Annotated in this window: 16 protein-coding genes; 11 read left to right on the top strand and 5 right to left on the bottom strand. The window is 65.4% G+C overall.

The window, feature by feature from the left end; translation table 11 throughout:
- Window positions 1-9: 9 nt before the first annotated feature.
- On the bottom strand, window positions 10-1,584 hold the full coding sequence (locus ACO2Q9_RS12675; RefSeq protein ID WP_423311875.1) for an amidohydrolase: 1,575 nt from the start codon (window positions 1,582-1,584) through the stop codon (window positions 10-12).
- 256 nt (window positions 1,585-1,840) lie between these two features.
- Here ACO2Q9_RS12675 and ACO2Q9_RS12670 point away from each other — a divergent pair, with 256 nt between their 5' ends.
- The 11 genes from ACO2Q9_RS12670 to ACO2Q9_RS12620 all read left to right on the top strand — a co-directional run bounded on the left by ACO2Q9_RS12670 (window position 1,841) and on the right by ACO2Q9_RS12620 (window position 13,869).
- Complete coding sequence (locus ACO2Q9_RS12670; protein ID WP_423311872.1) at window positions 1,841-3,526, top strand: amidohydrolase; 1,686 nt, start codon at window positions 1,841-1,843, stop codon at window positions 3,524-3,526.
- Window positions 3,523-4,386 carry a branched-chain amino acid ABC transporter permease gene (locus tag ACO2Q9_RS12665; RefSeq protein ID WP_423311870.1) on the top strand — a complete coding sequence of 288 codons (864 nt, stop codon included), beginning with the start codon at window positions 3,523-3,525 and terminating at the stop codon, window positions 4,384-4,386. Before ACO2Q9_RS12670 ends, ACO2Q9_RS12665 begins: the two co-directional genes overlap by 4 nt.
- Window positions 4,386-5,321 (top strand): branched-chain amino acid ABC transporter permease, encoded by a 936-nt coding sequence (locus ACO2Q9_RS12660; RefSeq protein WP_423311868.1) that lies wholly within the window; start codon window positions 4,386-4,388, stop codon window positions 5,319-5,321. The genes ACO2Q9_RS12665 and ACO2Q9_RS12660 overlap by 1 nt, the downstream gene beginning before the upstream one ends.
- Entirely contained in the window at window positions 5,318-6,073 is a 756-nt protein-coding gene (locus tag ACO2Q9_RS12655) for an ABC transporter ATP-binding protein (RefSeq protein WP_423311864.1), read from the top strand. The genes ACO2Q9_RS12660 and ACO2Q9_RS12655 overlap by 4 nt, the downstream gene beginning before the upstream one ends.
- Window positions 6,066-6,782, top strand: a complete 717-nt coding sequence (locus ACO2Q9_RS12650) for an ABC transporter ATP-binding protein (protein ID WP_423311862.1) — start codon at window positions 6,066-6,068, stop codon at window positions 6,780-6,782. Before ACO2Q9_RS12655 ends, ACO2Q9_RS12650 begins: the two co-directional genes overlap by 8 nt.
- Window positions 6,783-6,852: 70 nt before the next feature.
- Complete coding sequence (locus tag ACO2Q9_RS12645) at window positions 6,853-8,067, top strand: amino acid ABC transporter substrate-binding protein (RefSeq protein ID WP_423311860.1); 1,215 nt, start codon at window positions 6,853-6,855, stop codon at window positions 8,065-8,067.
- Window positions 8,054-9,031 (top strand): amidohydrolase family protein, encoded by a 978-nt coding sequence (locus tag ACO2Q9_RS12640; protein ID WP_423311858.1) that lies wholly within the window; start codon window positions 8,054-8,056, stop codon window positions 9,029-9,031. Before ACO2Q9_RS12645 ends, ACO2Q9_RS12640 begins: the two co-directional genes overlap by 14 nt.
- The gene (locus ACO2Q9_RS12635; RefSeq protein WP_423311856.1) at window positions 8,923-9,534 is read left to right on the top strand and encodes an amidohydrolase family protein; all 612 of its coding nucleotides are present in this window, start codon (window positions 8,923-8,925) and stop codon (window positions 9,532-9,534) included. The genes ACO2Q9_RS12640 and ACO2Q9_RS12635 overlap by 109 nt, the downstream gene beginning before the upstream one ends.
- Before the next feature lie 27 nt (window positions 9,535-9,561).
- Window positions 9,562-10,527: a Bug family tripartite tricarboxylate transporter substrate binding protein gene (locus tag ACO2Q9_RS12630; RefSeq protein WP_423311854.1), complete on the top strand. Its 966-nt coding sequence runs from the start codon at window positions 9,562-9,564 to the stop codon at window positions 10,525-10,527.
- A gap of 39 nt (window positions 10,528-10,566) precedes the next feature.
- Window positions 10,567-12,261: an amidohydrolase gene (locus ACO2Q9_RS12625; protein ID WP_423311852.1), complete on the top strand. Its 1,695-nt coding sequence runs from the start codon at window positions 10,567-10,569 to the stop codon at window positions 12,259-12,261.
- Window positions 12,262-12,285: 24 nt separating this feature from the next.
- The gene (locus tag ACO2Q9_RS12620) at window positions 12,286-13,869 is read left to right on the top strand and encodes a gamma-glutamyltransferase family protein (RefSeq protein WP_423311850.1); all 1,584 of its coding nucleotides are present in this window, start codon (window positions 12,286-12,288) and stop codon (window positions 13,867-13,869) included.
- A 1-nt stretch (window position 13,870) separates the two neighbouring features.
- On the opposite strand, the gene ACO2Q9_RS12615 is transcribed toward ACO2Q9_RS12620, so the two are convergent.
- The 4 genes from ACO2Q9_RS12615 to ACO2Q9_RS12600 are packed head-to-tail and all read right to left on the bottom strand — an operon-like array spanning window position 13,871 to window position 16,997.
- Window positions 13,871-14,794 carry an MBL fold metallo-hydrolase gene (locus tag ACO2Q9_RS12615; protein WP_423311846.1) on the bottom strand — a complete coding sequence of 308 codons (924 nt, stop codon included), beginning with the start codon at window positions 14,792-14,794 and terminating at the stop codon, window positions 13,871-13,873.
- A 7-nt stretch (window positions 14,795-14,801) separates the two neighbouring features.
- Window positions 14,802-15,404, bottom strand: coding sequence for a 3-hydroxyanthranilate 3,4-dioxygenase (locus tag ACO2Q9_RS12610; protein ID WP_423311844.1), 603 nt, complete (start codon window positions 15,402-15,404; stop codon window positions 14,802-14,804).
- Window positions 15,401-15,805, bottom strand: coding sequence for a RidA family protein (locus ACO2Q9_RS12605; RefSeq protein WP_423311842.1), 405 nt, complete (start codon window positions 15,803-15,805; stop codon window positions 15,401-15,403). Before ACO2Q9_RS12605 ends, ACO2Q9_RS12610 begins: the two co-directional genes overlap by 4 nt.
- 25 nt (window positions 15,806-15,830) lie before the next feature.
- On the bottom strand, window positions 15,831-16,997 hold the full coding sequence (locus tag ACO2Q9_RS12600; protein WP_423311840.1) for an ABC transporter substrate-binding protein: 1,167 nt from the start codon (window positions 16,995-16,997) through the stop codon (window positions 15,831-15,833).
- Window positions 16,998-17,040 lie beyond the last annotated feature (43 nt).

Genomic DNA, 17,040 nt, shown 5'->3' with positions numbered 1-17,040 from the left:
CCGGGCGGTTCAGGCCGCTTCGTACACCGTCTCACCGCCGACCACGGTGCGCTCCACGCGGATGTCGCGCAACCTGAGCGGCTCGCACGCATACGGATCTTCCGAGAGCGCGACCCAGTCGGCCAGCAGTCCGGGGCGGATCATGCCGCGCTCTTTCTCGGAAAACGCGATCCACGCGGCGTCGCGCGTGTACATGCGCAGCGCCTCGTCCACCGACACGGCTTCCTGCGCGCCGATGGTCTCGTCGATCTTGTCAACATAGCGCGTGACCGCATGCCAGATGCCCAGCAGCGGCGGGTAGTCATTCACGGGCGAGTCGGAGCCGCCCCCCACCTTCACGCCGCCGTCGAGCCAGCTGCGGATCGGCGTGGCCTTGCCGAATGCATCGGCGCCGAAGCGACGCACCAGCAGCGGCGCGAAGTTGTACTGCATGGTCGGCTGCGTGGCCACCGACACGCCCAGGCGCTTCGCGGTCTTGATGTTCTCCGCCGACGGCCAGAGGTAGGCGTGGATGATATGGAAGCGCAGATCACGGATCGGATGCCGCTCGTTCACCTCGGCCATCACCTGCAGCACGATGTCGATGGCCTTGCCACCCACTGCATGCACGCCGAGCGACCAGCCGCTTTGCGCGCAGAACTCCACGATGCGGTGGAACGTCGCCGTGTGCGTAACCTGGATGCCGCAGTTGCAGCGCATGTCCGGGTACGGCTCGCGCATGAGCGCGGTGCCGAGCGAACCGCCCCCGTCCATGAACACCTTGATGCCGCCGAGCTTGAGCCGGTCGTTGCCGAAGCCGGTACGCACGCCCCAGGCTTTCAGGTTGGCCATCAGCACGTCGGGGTCGTCGGCGGTCTGCGCGAGCGGCATGGTCACCGTGCGCAGCGACAGCTCGCCCGCCATGTGCAGTTCCTGATAGATGGACAGGTCGTCGTTGGTGAGACCCGGGTCGATCACGCCGGTCAGGCCGGCTGCGTGATAGAGCTTCTGCACATCGCGCAGAGCCGCGAGGCGGTCTTCGCGCGAGACGTCGGGAATGTGATGCTCCACCAGCACCATGGCGGGCAACTCGAAAAGCACGCCGGTCGGCTCGCCATCCGCGCCCTTCACCACGCGGCCGCCCTCCGGATCCGGCGTGTCGCGCGTGACGCCGCCGATTTCCAGCGCGCGGCTGTTGGCCACGATCACGTGGCCGCCACGGTTGAGCGCCACCGGCCGGTCGGGGCACACCGCGTCGAGCTCCTGCCGCGTCGGGTAGCGCGGGTCCGGGAAATGGTCGATCTGCCAGCCGGTGCCCGACGTGATCCACGCCTTGTCCGGGTGGCGCTGCGCGAAATCGGCCACGGCCGCCAGCATGTCCTCGATGGAGTTGCAGGCCGACAGGTCCACCAGCCGCTTCTGGATGCCAGTGGAGAGCATGTGGTTGTGCGTGTCGATCAGCCCGGGCAGCACGACCGCGCCGGGAGTGCGCTCCACCGGCGTACCCGGAGCGCAGGCGGCACTCACTTCCGCCAAGGTTCCGACGTGGCCGATCCTGTCACCAATCACCGAGAACGCTTCGGCACGCGGGCGTTCGGGATCCATGGTGAGGATGTTTCCTTGAATGATTTTTTCGCGCATGGGTGTTTGTATCGCAGGTTACTGACAGCCGTATCTCGGTCGGTTAATGGCAAATATATCGTTTATTGGAATTTAAATATTATGTTGACGCTTTAAATCGATCTCTTCTATATTATCGATTAAAGGCGTCCGAACTTGTTCCACGCCCATGAACCGGGCGCGAGACGCTCCGGATGTCCGGTCACCGCTCCATGGAAGGAACTGCGATGAGGGAAATTCGATGAGCGCATTGAAGACGGGCGCCGACACCATCGTCATCGGCAATGTGCTGACGATGAACGACGGGCAAGCTGCAGCCGAAGCAGTGGCCATCTCGGCCGGAAAGGTCATTGCCGTCGGCAGCCGTCAGGCGATCCTCGAAACCCGGACTGCCGCAACGCGCGTCCACGACTTTGGCAAGGCCACGGTCATCCCGGGCTTCAACGACTCCCACGCCCACATGGACGGCGTCGGCCTGAAGTTCATCCGCCCGCCCATGGAAGGCCTGAAATCGATTGCCGACGTCCTCGCACGGATCCGGCAGCTGGCAGCGACCACGCCGAAAGGCGAATGGATCGTGACCATGCCGCTGGGTACGCAGCCGTATTACTTCGACGCGCTCGAGGGCCTGGCAGAAAAGCGCGTGCCGACCCGGCAGGAGCTCGACAGCGCAGCGCCGGACCACCCCGTCTACATCAGCAGCCCGAACGGTTTCTGGGGCCATCCGCCGAGCCACTCCGCGATGAATTCGCTGGCGCTGCAACGCAACGGCGTGACACGCGACACGAAGCCGGAGTCGCCCCACATCACGATCGTGAAGGATGCGTCCGGCGAGCCGACCGGCCAGTTCATCGAGTACAGCTATGTCAGCGTGATCGACGCCGACATCTTTCCAGCCGTCCCGCGTTTCACCTACGAAGACCGCCGCGACGCCGTCGTGCGGGCGATGAAGCTCTATCACGCGGCCGGCACCACCAGCGTCTACGAAGGCCACGGGTTCGGCCCCGAGGTACTGTCCGCATGCCGCGAGGTCTGGGAGCGCGGCGACATGACGATGCGCATGAGCATCGTGGTCAGCCCTGCCTGGCGCACACCGGAAGAAGCCGACCAGGTCATGCGCGACTGGATGCCGTTGCTCCGCGGCCGCGGCACGGGCGACGCGTACTTCAACGTGTCTGGCGTCTTCATTTCCTATGGCGGCGAGTCCTGCGTCACGCACATCCAGCACAAGGACGTCAGCAACGTGGGCTGGAGCGGTCTCGTGCAGCAGACCAATACGCCCGAGAACTTCGAAGCACTGTGCATGCTCGCGGGCAAGCACAACATCCGCGCCAACGTGATCATTTCCGACAAGCTGCACGAGATCGCCCCGATCATGCAGCGCGTGGCGCGGCACTTCCCGCTGGCCGAGCGGCGCTGGGTCATGCAGCACGTCAGCCGGTCCAACGCGGCCAACCTGCAGGTACTCAAGGAACTCGGCATGCCTGTCACGCTGATCCCGCCGCATTACCTCTGGAAGGCGGGCGTGCGCTTCCTGGACCTCGACAACGAGGCCATGGACTACCTCTCGCCGGCGAAGCAGCTCCACGAGATGGGCGTGCACGTTTCCGCGGCCACCGACGCGGTGCCCTACAACCCGCTGTTCTGCATGTGGGCCATGACTGCGCGGCGCGAGCGCACCACCAACCGGCTGATGGGTGAGGGCGGCCTCGTGTCCAACGAAGTCGCCCTGCGGCTGCTCACCCGCGCAGGCGCCTACCTCACGTTCGAAGAAAGCGTGAAGGGCCAGCTCGCGCCCGGCTTCTACGCCGACCTGGCCGTCCTGTCCGGAAATCCGCTGGAGACCACGGGGCTTGCGCTCACCGACCTGCAATGCAAGGCGACGATGGTCGGCGGTCGCTGGGTGCACGGGGAGTCGCAGCCATGATCTACCTGCAGTTCCTTGTCAACGGCCTGCTGCTCGGCGGGCTGTATGCCTGCATCGCCGCCGGCTTCTCGCTGGTGTGGGGTGTGCTCCACATCATCAACATCCTGCACGGCGCCTTCATCGTGCTGGGCGCGTACATCGCCTTCTACAGCTACACGCTGCTCGGCATCCATCCGTTCGTGTCCGTCATCAGCGCCGGGCTGATACTGGGCGTGATCGGTTACGTGATGCAGGCCACGCTGATCAACCGTGTTGTCACCAAGTCGGTACTGATCACCCTCACCCTGACCTTCGGGCTCGAGCTGATCCTCAACAACGCGATGCTGCTCGCGTTCACGGCTGACTTCCGCAAGGTCGTACTCCAGAATCCGTTGGGCAATGCGTCGTTCGGCGGCGTGTTCGTGCCGCTGGACCGGCTGGCTGCGATGGTGCTGTCCCTGCTGGTGATCGCCGCCGTCGGCATCACACTGAAGATGACGCGCATGGGCCGCGCCATCGTCGCCGTACGGACCGACCGTGAAGCCGCCTCGCTGATGGGCGTGAACGTGGCGCGCACCTATGCACTCACCTTCGCCATCGGCGCGATGATGGCCGGCGCAGCCGGCAGCCTGATGAGCGTGATCTTCCCCGTCTCGCCGCTCACCGGACACCTGTTCCTGGGCAAGGCCTTCGTCATCTGCGTGCTCGGCGGCATCGGCAGCGTGGCCGGCGCCGTCATCGGTGGCCTCGCGCTCGGCCTGATCGAAAGCTTCGGCGGTCTGGTCTTCGGCCCCGAGAACGCACTCATCCTTTCATTCGTCCTGCTGCTCGTGCTGCTTGTGGTGCGTCCGCAGGGAATCATGGGCAAGAAGGAGCACTGATGAAACGGTCTCAACTCATCATGCTGCTGGCGGCGGCCGTACTGCTTGCGCTGGTGCCGCTGATGGGCACCAACTACCTGCTGCGTGTCGGCACCACCATGCTGATGTACGCCGTGCTGGCCATGGCGTGGAATTTCATCGGCGGCTTCACCGGCTACCCGTCATTCGGTACTGCCGCATTCTTCGGACTCGGCGCCTATGCAGGTGCCGTCATGCAGGTCAAGGGCATGCCCGCCATACCGGCCTGGATCCTGGCCGGGCTCGTCGCGGCAATCTTCGCCATGGTGCTGGGCTTTGCCGTGCTGCGCCTGCGGGGCCATGCCTTCGCCATCGCCACGCTGGTCGTTGCGGAATTGCTGCGCGAAATCGCTGTCGTGTGGGAATCTGTGACCGGCGGCGGCATGGGCCTGAACCTGCCTTTCTCCAGCCTGTCGCCCGAAGCCAGCGCGCGGTTCTACTACTACGCGATGCTCGGCCTGGCACTCATCACCTTTGCGGCAATGTATGCAGTGGCCGTCAGCAAGCTGGGATTCGGCCTGCGCTGCATCAAGCAGAACGAAGACGCCGCCAACATGGTCGGCGTGAACACGACGCTGTTCAAGACGCTCGCCTTCACCTTCTCCGGCATGTTCGCCGCCGCAGGCGGCGCCATCTATGGTTCATGGACCGCCTACCTCGAACCAGGCGATGCGTTCGACATCATGTTCTCCATCAAGGCCATCGTCATGGTATTGCTGGGCGGTGCAGGCACGATCCTCGGGCCGATCCTCGGCGCCGTGTCCTTCCTGGTGCTGGACGAACTGGTCTGGCGCAACTTCCTCGAACTGCACACAGGCATCCTGGGCGTGCTCATCGTCGCACTCGTGCTGTTCCTGCCGCTCGGCCTGTCGTCGGTCGGCTGGCGCGGGCTTGCCGGCAAATGGGGGCGTCCATGAGCGTTCCGCTTCTCGAACTCTCGCACGTCACACGCTCGTTCGGGGGCGTTCACGCCACGCGCGACGTCTCTCTGACGCTCAAGCAGGGTGAGGTCATCGGACTGATCGGTCCCAATGGCGCGGGCAAGTCCACGCTCGTGAACGTGATCACCGGCGTGCACCCGCCTTCTTCCGGCCAGATCATGCACAACGGCGAACGTATCGACGGCATGAAGCCCTTCCAGGTCGCAGCGCGCGGCATCGCGCGCACGTTCCAGGTGGTGCAGCCGTTCCCCGCCATGACCGTCATCGAGAACGTGATGGCCGGTTCGCTGTTCGGATCGCGCATACGCTCGATGTCGCAGGCACGCGAAGCGGCGGCCGAGCACCTGCGCTTCACCGGCCTGCTGACACTGGCCGAACGGCCCGCGTCCGAACTGACGCTGGCCAACCGCAAGCGGCTCGAACTCGCCAAGAGCCTGGCCATGAGCCCGAAGCTGTTGATGCTCGACGAAGTCAACGCCGGGCTCAATACCGCAGAGGTCGACCAGGCACTCGAGCTGATCCGCAAGATCGCGGCCACAGGCGTGACGGTCCTCATCATCGAACACCTGCTGAAGGTGGTGCTCACGCTGTGCAGCCGCGTGATCGTCCTGCACCACGGCGAACTGATTGCCGATGACACGCCGTCGAACATCGTCCGCAACGAAGCCGTGATCAAGGCCTATCTCGGCGCGCGCTTCGCGGAGAAATACAGGGACAGCCATGAATGAGCCCCTCCTGAAAGTCGAGTCTCTGGTCTCCGGCTATGGCGACATCACGGTTCTCCACGACATCGGCTTCGAGATCGCACAGGGCGAAACCGTCTGCCTGGTCGGCTCGAACGGCGCGGGCAAGAGCACGCTGCTGCGTACGCTTTCAGGCCTGCTCGCGCCCAAGGGATCGATCCACTTCGACGGGCAGGACATCACGCGCTGGACACCGCAGCAGATCCTGGCCGCAGGCATCGCACACGTCCCCGAAGGCCGTCGCCTCTTCGGCCCGATGAGCGTCATCGACAACCTGCGCATGGGTGCGTACCTGCGAACCGACAAGGCCGAGATCGAGCGAGACCTCGAGAAGATGCAGACGCTCTTTCCCATACTCGCGGAGCGCCGTTCGCAGGCAGCGGGCACCATGTCCGGCGGGGAGCAGCAGATGTGCGCCATTGCACGCGGGATGATGAGCCGCCCCCGGTTGCTGATGATCGACGAACTTTCGCTCGGCCTTGCGCCGCAGGTCGTCGAACTGCTCGGAGACGTCATCCGCCGCATCGCCAGCGAAGGGCTTGCCGTGCTGCTGGTCGAGCAGGACGTGATGACAGCATTCGAGCTCGCGACCAAGGGCATCGTCCTCGACACAGGCCGGATCTCCCTGGCCGGCCCGACCTCGCAACTCTCGCAGGATCCCGCGGTCCGGCATGCCTACATGGGCCTGGCCTGACGCCCCGCCGCATCCGCACATCCAGATCCCTGTCCTCCCTCGTTCAACCTCTCACCCCAGGAACCTCACCATGCACGGGAAACTGAAGAAACTGATTGCACTGGCTGTCTCGGCAGGCCTCGTTGCCATGTCGCTGGTCATGCCGGCCCACGCCGCAGAAAAAACCATCAAGGTCGGGGCAGCCCTCCCTCTGACAGGCCCGCTTTCGCCCGAGGGCAACCACCAGCGCAACGGATACCAGATGTGGGCCGACACGGTGAACGCTGCCGGCGGCATCAAGGCCGGCGGCGACACCTACAAGGTGGAGATGGTCTACGTGGACTACCAGTCCAATACGCCACGCGCCGTGCAATCGGCCGAGCGCCTGATCACACAGGACAAGGTGGACTTCCTGTTCGCGCCCTTCGGCTCGGGCGCTACCAAAGCGGTCAGTGCCATCACCGAAAAATACGGCGTGCCCCTGATCGCGCCCAATGCAGCGTCCGAACAGGTGTACGACCAGGGCTTCAAGTACCTGTTCGGCGTCTACTCGCCCAACCACACGCTGACGGACCCGGTGGTTGAACTCATCACGAAGCAGCATCCCACGGTGAAGAAGGTTGCCATCCTCTCGCGCAACGACCTCTTCCCCACCGCGATTTCCGACGAACTGCAGAAGTCTGCCAAGGCACGCGGTATGGATGTCGTGTACTACGAAAAATTCGCGATCGGTACCGTGGACTACAGTGCCGCGTTCACCAAACTCCGCAGCACGAATCCGGACTGGATCTTCTTCGCGGGTTACACCAACGACCTCATCCTCGCCCGCAAGCAGATGGCCGAACAGGGCGTGAGCGGCAAGCTGCTGACGATGGTCGTCGGGGCTGCCGAAGTCAACTTCCGCAATGCCGTCAGTGCCGACCTGGTCGACGGTGTGACGACATTCGCATGGTGGGACGCTGCCGCGGGTTACCAGGGCAAGGACATCTTCGGAACGCCCGATCGCTTCGCGCAGCTGTACCAGGCCAAGCACAACGAATACCCCGGCTACCCCGCCGCTGGCTCTGCCGCATGCGGCGTGGTGCTCCAGCTGGGCATCGAGAAAGCCGGTTCCGTCGACAAGGCCAAAGTACGCGACGCCATCGCATCGCTGGACGTGATGACGTTCTGGGGTCCGATCAAATTCGGTCCGACCGGCCAGATCAGTTCGCTCAAACCGCCGATGTTGCAGATGCAGGGCGGCAAGGTCGTCGTGGTGCACCCGGCCGAAATCAAGCGCGGCGACCTTCGCCTTGGCTTCAAGTAAACACGGTCTGTCCCAAGGCCTGCTGCGGGCTGGCTACCTCCTGCCCAGCAGCGCGTCCGAGCGCACCCTGGCAAACGCCAGGGTGCGCTTTTCCGCGGACGGCATCCTGTCGATCCAGGAGGATGCCGATACGTCCGGAGCGAACCCGGAGCGGACCCTGATCATGTCCCCGCTCGCCAATGCGCATGACCACGGACGTGGCTTGCGAACGCTCGACTACGGCGCACTCGACACCGCAGTGGAGGCATGGGTGCCGGCAACCTATGCGCTTCCGCCCGTGGATCCGTATCTCGTTGCCGCATCGGCTTTCGCGCGCATGGTGCGAAGCGGCATCGGCAGCACGGTCCACTGTCATCTTTCCAATGACATCCAATCGCTGCTGCGCGAAGCGCGCGCAGTGCGCAGGGCTGCCGACGACGTCGGCATCCGTGTCGCTTTCGTCGTGCCGCTGCGCGACGGCACGCGACAGGGTTATTCGGCCGCAACGTCGGCACTGGCCGGGCTGCGTCCCGCCGATGCAGATGCCATACGCGCGCAATTGCTCAAGCCATCCGCACCCGTCACGGAGCAGCTGGCACTGGTGGAACAGATCGCCCGCGAATGCGAAGGTCCCTTGTTCCAGGTGCAGTACGGACCTGTCGGTCTCGAATGGTGCAGCGATGCACTGATCGAAGGCATCGCGAACGCATCGCGTGCGTCGGGCCGCCGTGTGCACATGCACTTCCTCGAATCCCGGTACCAGCGCGAGTGGGCAGATGCTGCATTCGCGCGTTCGCCCGTCGGGCACCTGCATTCGCTCGGACTGCTGGGTGAACGGCTCACGCTCGCCCATGGCACCTGGTTGCGCCGCGACGAATGCGAGATGCTGGCCGCATCGGCACGATCGTGTCCGTCAACACGAGTTCCAACCTGCGCCTGCGTTCGGGCATTGCGCCCGTGCAGGACATGCACAGTTCCGGCGTGAAATTCGCTGTCGGCATGGATGCGCTGGCGCTCGATGACGACGATGACCTGTTGCGGGAAGTTCGTCTCATACGACTCCTTCACGCGGCACTCGGCTTCGAAGAGAGGATTCCGCGCGAGACGTTCCTCGACGCGGCCACGCGTATCGGGGCGGCGGCTTGCGGTTGCGTGCACGGTGGCCAGGTCGCGGAAGGAATGCCTGCGGACCTGCTGCTGCTCGACCTCGATCGTGAAGGACAGGGCACATCACTTGCAACGATCCCCACAGTGCTGCATGTGCGCGCCACTGCGGCGTGTACGAAGACACTCGTCATCGACGGCCGCGTGATCTTTGACGAAGGAAAGGTCACCGGCATCGATGAGCCCGCGACCGCGCGCGAACTGATGTCGCAGCTACGCGCTCACGAGCATGGAGTGGCACGATTCCTGCCACTTGTGCACGACTACCAGCAACTGGTCGCAACGCATTTCAAGGAAGGCCGGCACGTCGCCGGCGCCACCTGATCCAACTCCTCCAGAAAGGTCCATCCCATGCCAACGTTCAAATCGCTTGCCAGATTCGCGGCTCCAATCGCCGCGGTTGTCGCCATCTGCGCACCCTTGCATGCCACAGCGCAGGCGTTCCCCACCAAACCCATCCGCTGGATCGTGCCCTTCACGGCCGGTGGGCCTGCCGACATCATCGCGCGCGCGATGCAACCCAAGCTGCAGGAAAACCTGGGCCAGCCAGTCATCATCGACAACCGGGCCGGCGCCAACAGCAACATCGGGCACGACTTCGTCGCCAAGGCCGCGCCGGACGGCTACACCATTCTTTATGTCGTGCCCAACGTCGTCACCAACACCCTGCTCTTCAGGAACATGGTGGACCCGATCAAGGAACTCGCGCCTGTCATCCAGATGACCTCGCAGTCCTACATCCTGTTGACCAACCCGAACTTCCCCGCGAAGACCGTGCCCGAAATCATCGAGGCGGCGAAGAAAGGCGGCGTCAACTGCGCATCCGGTGGCGGCCTGCCCGGCTTCGGCTGCGAATGGTTCAAGTCGGCAACCAAGGCCGACTTCACGCATGTCCAGTACAAGGGCAACGCACCTGCGCTCAACGACCTGATGGGCGGTCAGGTGAACGTGATGATCGACCTGTTCAACACAGCGCTGCCACAGGTGAAGGCCGGCCGCGTGCGCCCCATCGCACTCACCGCGCCCAGGCGCGGCAACCCGCTGCCCGAACTTCCGGTGATCGCCGAGACATTGCCCGGCTTCGTGCTGCAGGGCTGGCATGGCGTGATGGCGCCGCCCGCCACGCCCGCGCCCATCGTCGAGCGTATCAACCAGGCCATGCGCGCCGCCCTGGCCGATCCGGACGTCGCCAAACGCATCACCGATTCGTACATCGAGGTCACGCCCTCCAGTGCTGCAGAATTCGGCCGTGTCCTGAAGGAAGACGTCGCCAAGTACACGCGCATCACGCAGGACGCGGGCATCAAGCCCGAATAAGCCAAGAGAAAGCACAGAACGCGAAAGCACAACTGACGAGTGAGCGACACGACAACAGCCGACCGCCTGCTGAGAGGCGGCCACATCCTCACGCTCGATGGCGCGGGCCGCACGGCCGACGCCATCGCACTCAAGGGCGACCGCATCCTCGCCGTCGGCAGCAGTGCAGACTTGTCCGCGCTCGCGGGTCCGCAAACGGAAATCACCGAGCTTGCGGGCCGCACCGTGATGCCAGGGCTGATCGACGGCCATGCGCATCTGGACCGCGAAGGCCTCAAAGGCCTGCTGCCGTCACTCGCGGGTTGCAAGTCGATCCGCGAGCTCGTCGAGCGCCTGCGCAAGGTGGCGGCCGACACGCCCGTCGGCCGGTGGATCGTCACCATGCCACTGGGCAGCCCGCCCGAGTTCGCGGTGTCGCCGACGATGTTCGAGGAAGGCCGCCTGCCGGACCGGAACGACCTCGACGCGGTGACGAAGGACCATCCGCTGCTGATCCGCTGCGCGTGGGGCTACTGGCCCGGCGTGATGCCCACCGTCTCGATCGCCAACACGGCAGCGCTCCGCGCGGCGGGCGTGCAACGCGGCACCGCCTCGCCGTCACCCAAGCTCGTCATCGAAACCGATGGCAGCGGTGAGCCCACGGGCCGCTTCTTCGAAAACACTTTCCAGCCGCTGGCCGAATTCACGCTGTTCCGCGCTGCGCCGCATTTCACGGCCGACGACCGGCTGCGCACACTCGAAGCATCGATGCGCGCGTACAACGCGTTCGGCACCACCGGCGTGTTCGAAGGCCACGGTGTCGCAGGTGAAACGCTCGAAGCCTGGCGCCGTGTCCGTGATGCAGGCCGCGCCACGATGCGCGGGCATCTGGTGATGAGCCCCGGCTTCAGCGGCGCAAGCGTGGCCGATGTGCAGCAATGGGTCGCACGCGAAACACGCGCGCTTCAACCCGACGCAGCCGGCAACGACGACTGGCTGCACCTGCAAGGCATCTACGCCGAACCGCTCGTCGATGCCGAAGAGACACGCCTGCGTGCGCTGTGCGCACCGCAGACCGGCTGGGCCGGCTTCAACTACGACGCGGGCCTGCCGCTGGCTGAACTGCGCGCGCTGCTGGTGGCCGCTGCGCGCGAAGGCCTTCGCGTCTGCGCGATCCAGACGAACATGGTCGACATGTTCATCGACGTCGCGCGGGAGGCGCCCATCGACAACTTGCGCTGGACTGTCGCGCACCCGGCCACGCTCGACGCATCGCAGCTCGACGGCCTCGCGGCCAACGGCATCTGCGTGACCACGCTCACCAACGCCTACATCTGGCGCAGCGCGAGCAGCCTTCTCAAACGCATCGGCCCTGAACGCGAGAACGAAATCTGCCCGATCGCCTCGCTGCTCGAGCGCAAGGTGCCGACGGTGCTCGCCACCGACAACGTGCCGGTGTCACTGTGGCCCTGCGTATGGCATGCCACCGAGCGCATCGATCGCGCGACCGGTCAGGTCATCAATGCCGCGCAACGCGTGTCGCGCGAAGAAGCGCTGCGCTGCGCGACCGTCAACGGCGCGTACCTGTGCGGCGACGAAGCGCTGCGCGGCACGCTCGAGCCTGGCAAGCTGGCCGACCTCGCCGTGCTGCCGGACAATCCACTCACCATGCCCGCAGATGCGCTGCGCGCGCTGTCGGCCGACATGACCATCGTGGGTGGTCGAACCGTGTTCCAACGCGACGCCGTAACCTGAACCAAGAGACATCGAGAGAGATTCATGGACTGGAGCTTCCCCTTCCGTTCGCAGCGTATGCCGGTGCTGGCGGACAACATCGTCGCCACCTCACAGCCGCTCGCCGCGCAGGCCGGCGTGTCCATGCTGGCGCAGGGCGGCAACGCCATCGACGCCGCCATCGCCACCGCTGCTGCGCTCACCGTCGTCGAGCCGGTGATGAACGGGCTGGGCAGCGATGCTTTCGCGCAGGTGTGGGACGGCCAGAGGATGCACGCGCTCAATGCGTCGGGCCGCTCGCCGCTCGCCTGGACGCCCGAACGCTTCGCGGGCCGCGACCGCATGCCCACCGAAGGCTGGGATTCGGTCACCGTGCCGGGTGCGGTCGACGCGTGGATCACATTGTGGAAGCGCTTCGGCACGCTGCCGCTTGCCACGCTTTTTGCACCTGCAATCCGCTACGCGGAGCAGGGCTTCACCGTCTCGCCCATCGTCGCGCGCCAATGGGCGACGCTGGCGCCGCGGCTCAAGGACCAGCCAGGCTTTGCAGAAACCTTCCTGCCCGGCGGCGCGCCGCCGAAGGCGGGCGAGCGCATGAGCTTTCCGGCAATGGCTCGCACGCTCAGGCGCATCGCCGAGACGGAAGGCCGAGCCTTCTACGAAGGCGAGATCGCCGACGCCATCGCCGCGCACGCCGCGAAGCACGGCGGCGCGCTGACGAAGGAAGACCTCGCCGCACACACTTCCGACTGGGTGGAGCCCCTCACGCTCGCCTACCGCGGCGTCGATGTACTGGAGCTGCCCCCCAATGGCCAGGGTGTGGCGGTGCAGATCGCACTCGGTGTGCTGTCGCACTTCGACCTCGGTCCCGATGTACCGCTGGCCACGCGCATGCATCTGCAGATCGAAGCGATGAAGATCGGCTTCGCCGACGCGTACCGCTGGGTCACGCAGCCGGACCTGATGCCGCTCGCACCCGCGGACCTGATCGATGCGGGCTACCTGGCAAGCCGCGCGAAGACGCTGGACCCGAACCGGGCGCAAGCCTGGCAGCCGAGAACGCTGCCAGGCGGCAACACCGTGTACCTGGCCACGGCCGATGCAATGGGCCACGTCGTCTCGTTCATCCAATCCAACTTCCAGGGCTTCGGTTCCGGCGTGGTGGTGCCCGAGGTCGGCGTGAGCCTGCTCAACCGCGGCAGCGGCTTCTCGCTCGATCCATCGCATTCCAACTTCGTGGCCGGGGGCAAGCGCACTTTCCACACCATCATTCCGGCGATGCTGATGCAGGGCGGCAAGCCCCTCGGCGCACTCGGCGTCGTCGGTGCGGACATGCAGCCGCAGGGCCAGTTGCAGGTCATCAGCCACATGATCGACGGCGGACGGAACCCGCAATCGGCCGTCGATGCGCCGCGCTGGCGCATTGCCGAGGAAGACGGACGCATCAAGCTGGAAAGCGGCGTGCCACCAGAAGTGGCGACTGCGCTCGCGGCCATGGGGCACGATGTGGCCCCCATGAGCCCGCCCGGCGCACCCGAGTTCGGTGGCGCCCAGTTGCTGTGGCGCGTCGGCGATGGCTGGGCCGGCGCATCGGACCCGCGCAAGGATGGCTGCGCAGCCGGGTTCTGAATCAGCCGGCGTAGCCGTGCCAGCGGCCACGGTATGACACCGGGCCTGCGCCGACGCCGGCAGGCGGCTTCTGCCGCTCGACATGGCAGCAATGCGGTGCGGCAAAGTGCGTGGGCATCAACAGCGCGCCCGTCTCCACACAGTCTTCGAGCATCGCAAGGCGCACCTGCAGCGCCTTGTCCGGGTCCTCGTCGAAAACCGAACGCAGATGCGGGAACGGCAGTTGCAAGGGGTGGTGGATCGTGTCCCCGGCGAACATGCCCTGCTCGCCACGCGACTTGAGGCGGATCTTCACGTGCCCCGCCGAGTGGCCATAGGCTGCTTCGACGGTCAGCAGGTTGTCCACCGTGTGGCCGTCGTCCACCAGCACCATCTGGCCGGACTCGACGACAGGCAGGATGCTGTCCGCGAACACGTATTGGTTCAACGGCCGCGCCACGTAATCGGCGCGCCGGTCGTCCCAGCGGTCGAACTCGGCTTGCGTGAACAGGTATTTCGCGTTCGGGAACGTGGGCACCCAGCGCCCGTCGACCAGGTGGGTATTCCAGCCGACGTGGTCGGCATGCAGGTGCGTGCACATCACGAAATCGATGTCGTCGGGGCTGGCACCGGCCGCAGCCAGCCGCTCGATCCACGGCTCGTTGCGCATGTTGAAGCGTTCGATGCTCGGCCGGCGCTTGTGGTTGCCGATGCAGGCGTCGATCAGCACCGTGTGGTGTGGCGTCCGCACCAGCCACGAATGGATGCTGGTGCGCAGCCTGTCGGCTTGCGGGTCGTAGAAGGCCGGCACCAGCCAGTCGCGCTCGGCCTCCCACTGGCCGGGCTGGTAGTTGGCGAGCATCTCGCCCGGCATGAAGCCCAGGCCCTGGGAATCCTCGACGCGGGTGACGATGGCATCACCGATCGCGATGGTCAAGGCGCTCATCGACGCATCAGTCGTTCGAGCCGAGCGTCTTGCCCGCCTGCGCTTCCGCTTCGGCCAGCGCATTGGGCATGACGTGACCGCACTTCTTGCAGGTGCGGTGGTCTTCGTTGTAGAAGAAATTGCGGTAGGCCTGCGCCACCGGGTCGGTGCCGTAGTCGCCGACGCCGTAATGCTCCTCGTGCAGCAGGTTGTCGCACTCGGGGCAGAACCACTGGAAGATGTCGATCTCGCCGGGCCGGCGCTCGCGCTCGAGGATGAGCGCGTACGCGTCGGCCGCAAAGCGCGGTGAATGCGGGATGCCCGCAGGCGTGTGGATGGCCGAGCCTTCGGGGATCACCGCGATCTCTTCCTTGCCTTCGGGCGTGCGGTAGTGCAGCCGCATCTCACCCTTGATCTGGTACATGACCTCGTCGCTGGGGTTGATGTGGAACTCGCTGCGGTAGGTGCGCCCGCGCGCCACGAACACGAGCGACTCCGGCTGCTGCCAGAGCACGCTCACGTAATTGCCGCTGCTCGACAGGTGCTGCACGCGGTCCTGCAGGGCGACGATGGGCATCGTGTAGTCGGGGATCTTGCGTCCGGAGGCTTTCTGGTCGGCCATCTCGTTCATCCCAGGTAGGCAACGCAGTCGATCTCGACCTTCACGCCCTTGCGGTGCGGCGTGCCGCCGGTGCAGGTGCGAGTGACCTTCTCGCCGTCCATGAAGTCGCGGAAGGCTTCGTTGAACGCGGGAAAGTCCGCCGTGTCGCGCAGGCACACGCGCATGTTGACCACCTGCGACAGCGACGCACCGCCAGCGGCCAGCACCGCCGTGAGGTTGAGCAGCGTCTGGCGCGTCTGCATGGCGATGTCGTCGCTCACCACCTCACGCGTGGCCGGGTCCAGCGGACCCTGGCCCGACACGTACAGCATGTCGCCGGCGCGGATGGCCTGCGCCAGCGGCGAGGGTTTGCTCTTGTCGGTGAAGCCGGTCACCGGGGCCTTGTCGCTCTGGACGAGGATCTTGGGCATCTGTGGATCTCCTGGAAAGCCTGGATCAGTTCGCAGGCTTGATTGTCTCGAACTCCACGTTCTGGAGTTCGCCGTTCACGCGTTGCACACGGCGGATGTAGTGGTTCTGCACGACATCGCGCGTGGTGGCGCTGATGCCCAGCGGGCCACGCGGGCTGTCGATCTGCAGGCCCTTGAGCGCACCGATGATGGCGTCGCCGTCGGTCTTGCCGCCGGTCTTCTTGATCGCTTCGTAGATCACAGCCATCGCGTCATAGGCGGACAGGCCCATGACGGTGGGCAGTTCCTTCTGCGGGCTGATGTCCATGAAGTCCTTGACGAAGCGCGCGTTCATGTCGGACTTGTGCGCGGCCGAGTACGGGTACACGGTCACGGTGTCGAGCGCGTAGTCGCCCATGGCCTTGAGGCTGGCTTCGTAGGTGATGTCGCCGGTGCCGATGAGCTTGATGCCGGCTTCGGGCAGGCCGCGCGTGCGGAATTCCTTGATGAAGGCCGGGGCCACATCGCCCGCATTCACGTAGGCGAAGAGCACATCGGGCTTGAGGTCCTTCACACGCTGCAGGTACGGGGCGAACTCGGTGGTGGTCATGGGCACGCGCACGTTGCCGACGATCTCGCCGCCGGCCTTCTTGTAGGCCGCGAGGAACGAGGTTTCGACGTCGTGACCCGGCGCGTAGTCGGCCACCAGCACGAAGGCCTTCTTGTAGCCCTGGCGCACGGCCCAGTCGGCCATCGGCGGCACCACGTCGGGGAACGAGAACGACACGCGCGCCATGTAGGGCGAGCGCGCCGTCAGCCCACCGGCGGCAGCGTTCATCACCACCATCGGCACCTTGGCTTCGGTTGCGATGGGCGCGACGGCTGCGGCATTGGGCGTGAAGCCGAAGCCGGTGAGTACGCTCACCTTGTCGCGCAGCACGAGTTCCTGCGCGTGGCGCTTGGCGAGTTCGGGGTTCGGGCCGCCGGCGTCCTTGTAGATCACCTCGATCTTCTTGCCCGCGACGGTTTCGCCGTGCTGCTTCTGGAAGGTGCGGATGCCGGTCTGCATCTGGCGGCCGAATTCCGCGAACGGGCCGGACATCTCGCCGATGAAGCCGATCTTGATGGTGTCCTGTGCAAACGCGGCAGGTGGGGTGGCGAGTGCAGCGGCGGCCAGCAGGCCACCGAGCATCTTGCGGGGGAATCCATTCATGGCGAATACTCCAGTCGAAGGTTGAGGTTGGAAAAGGAAACTC

This window comes from Variovorax sp. VNK109 (assembly GCF_049445855.1).
In the GTDB taxonomy this organism is placed as follows: domain Bacteria; phylum Pseudomonadota; class Gammaproteobacteria; order Burkholderiales; family Burkholderiaceae_C; genus JAGOCV01.
The sequence above is the reverse complement of the archived record's forward strand: the minus strand, read 5'-3'. Positions and strand labels throughout refer to the sequence as shown.

Coding starts and splice junctions, on each gene's coding strand:
- ACO2Q9_RS12675 (WP_423311875.1), bottom strand. CDS start 1,584: ATGGATCCCGAACGCCCGCGTGCCGAAGCGTTCTCGGTGATTGGTGAC.
- ACO2Q9_RS12670 (WP_423311872.1), top strand. CDS start 1,841: ATGAGCGCATTGAAGACGGGCGCCGACACCATCGTCATCGGCAATGTG.
- ACO2Q9_RS12665 (WP_423311870.1), top strand. CDS start 3,523: ATGATCTACCTGCAGTTCCTTGTCAACGGCCTGCTGCTCGGCGGGCTG.
- ACO2Q9_RS12660 (WP_423311868.1), top strand. CDS start 4,386: ATGAAACGGTCTCAACTCATCATGCTGCTGGCGGCGGCCGTACTGCTT.
- ACO2Q9_RS12655 (WP_423311864.1), top strand. CDS start 5,318: ATGAGCGTTCCGCTTCTCGAACTCTCGCACGTCACACGCTCGTTCGGG.
- ACO2Q9_RS12650 (WP_423311862.1), top strand. CDS start 6,066: ATGAATGAGCCCCTCCTGAAAGTCGAGTCTCTGGTCTCCGGCTATGGC.
- ACO2Q9_RS12645 (WP_423311860.1), top strand. CDS start 6,853: ATGCACGGGAAACTGAAGAAACTGATTGCACTGGCTGTCTCGGCAGGC.
- ACO2Q9_RS12635 (WP_423311856.1), top strand. CDS start 8,923: ATGCGAGATGCTGGCCGCATCGGCACGATCGTGTCCGTCAACACGAGT.
- ACO2Q9_RS12630 (WP_423311854.1), top strand. CDS start 9,562: ATGCCAACGTTCAAATCGCTTGCCAGATTCGCGGCTCCAATCGCCGCG.
- ACO2Q9_RS12620 (WP_423311850.1), top strand. CDS start 12,286: ATGGACTGGAGCTTCCCCTTCCGTTCGCAGCGTATGCCGGTGCTGGCG.
- ACO2Q9_RS12615 (WP_423311846.1), bottom strand. CDS start 14,794: ATGAGCGCCTTGACCATCGCGATCGGTGATGCCATCGTCACCCGCGTC.
- ACO2Q9_RS12610 (WP_423311844.1), bottom strand. CDS start 15,404: ATGAACGAGATGGCCGACCAGAAAGCCTCCGGACGCAAGATCCCCGAC.
- ACO2Q9_RS12605 (WP_423311842.1), bottom strand. CDS start 15,805: ATGCCCAAGATCCTCGTCCAGAGCGACAAGGCCCCGGTGACCGGCTTC.
- ACO2Q9_RS12600 (WP_423311840.1), bottom strand. CDS start 16,997: ATGAATGGATTCCCCCGCAAGATGCTCGGTGGCCTGCTGGCCGCCGCT.